This window comes from Streptomyces sp. NPDC101776, assembly GCF_044766845.1.
Classification (GTDB): Bacteria; Actinomycetota; Actinomycetes; order Streptomycetales; family Streptomycetaceae; genus Streptomyces.
Map to the genome: position 1 here is coordinate 1 of NZ_JBIWMV010000055.1, position 1,197 is coordinate 1,197.

Annotated in this window: 1 rRNA gene (only partly in view); it reads right to left on the reverse strand. The window is 56.3% G+C overall.

The features are described from left to right. Nucleotides 1-22 precede the first annotated feature (22 nt). Nucleotides 23-1,197, reverse strand: a 23S ribosomal RNA gene (locus tag ACIRRY_RS51700) (it continues 2,035 nt past the right edge of the window).

Below are 1,197 nucleotides of genomic sequence, written 5' to 3' on the forward strand. Positions count from 1 at the left end.
AACACAGTGGACGCGAGCAACTGAGGACAAGCCCTCGGCCTATTAGTACCGGTCACCTCCACCCATTACTGGGCTTCCAGATCCGGCCTATCAACCCAGTCGTCTACTGGGAGCCTTAACCCCTCAAAGGGGGTGGGAACACTCATCTCGAAGCAGGCTTCCCGCTTAGATGCTTTCAGCGGTTATCCCTCCCGAACGTAGCCAACCAGCCATGCCCTTGGCAGAACAACTGGCACACCAGAGGTTCGTCCGTCCCGGTCCTCTCGTACTAGGGACAGCCCTTCTCAATGTTCCTGCGCGCGCAGCGGATAGGGACCGAACTGTCTCACGACGTTCTAAACCCAGCTCGCGTACCGCTTTAATGGGCGAACAGCCCAACCCTTGGGACCGACTCCAGCCCCAGGATGCGACGAGCCGACATCGAGGTGCCAAACCATCCCGTCGATATGGACTCTTGGGGAAGATCAGCCTGTTATCCCCGGGGTACCTTTTATCCGTTGAGCGACGGCGCTTCCACAAGCCACCGCCGGATCACTAGTCCCGACTTTCGTCCCTGCTCGACCCGTCGGTCTCACAGTCAAGCTCCCTTGTGCACTTACACTCAACACCTGATTGCCAACCAGGCTGAGGGAACCTTTGGGCGCCTCCGTTACTCTTTAGGAGGCAACCGCCCCAGTTAAACTACCCATCAGACACTGTCCCTGATCCGGATCACGGACCCAGGTTAGACATCCAGCACGACCAGACTGGTATTTCAACGACGACTCCACAACCACTGGCGTGGCCGCTTCAAAGTCTCCCAGCTATCCTACACAAGCCGAACCGAACACCAATATCAAACTATAGTAAAGGTCCCGGGGTCTTTCCGTCCTGCTGCGCGAAACGAGCATCTTTACTCGTAGTGCAATTTCACCGGGCCTATGGTTGAGACAGTCGAGAAGTCGTTACGCCATTCGTGCAGGTCGGAACTTACCCGACAAGGAATTTCGCTACCTTAGGATGGTTATAGTTACCACCGCCGTTTACTGGCGCTTAAGTTCTCAGCTTCGCCACACCGAAATGTGACTAACCGGTCCCCTTAACGTTCCAGCACCGGGCAGGCGTCAGTCCGTATACATCGCCTTACGGCTTCGCACGGACCTGTGTTTTTAGTAAACAGTCGCTTCTCGCTGGTCTCTGCGGCCACCCCCAGCTCAA